Annotated in this window: 1 protein-coding gene; it reads left to right on the top strand. The window is 47.5% G+C overall.

Translation table 11 applies throughout. The features are described 5' to 3' along the window. The coding region (locus R0J92_RS24275; protein ID WP_411053564.1) for a glutamate-cysteine ligase family protein at nucleotides 1–259 on the top strand (259 nt) is incomplete at both ends.

Genomic DNA, 259 nt, shown 5'->3' with positions numbered 1-259 from the left:
CACCGGAAAACCTGATGGCACGATCATCGGTCTTTCGGATCGGATTGTAAAAGATTTACAGGGGTTTGTGCGTGAGCCAGACAGCCGAAATGTAGAATATACAACTGCTCCCTTGTGTTGTTATGATCGCCTGTTATGTGCCTTAGTGCGTCCTCGTGTTCAGTTACGCCAATATCTGAAAACGCAGGGAGATTATACCCTGATTCCCGGTAGCACCTTATCTTTAGGAGGCAGCGATCGTTTTTATCGCTCTGATCCC

The sequence above is a fragment of the Tritonibacter sp. SIMBA_163 genome (genome assembly GCF_046535935.1).
Lineage (GTDB): Bacteria > Pseudomonadota > Alphaproteobacteria > Rhodobacterales > Rhodobacteraceae > Epibacterium > Epibacterium scottomollicae.
Note: the sequence above shows the minus strand (reverse complement) of the source record. Positions and strands in the feature narration are given on the sequence as shown.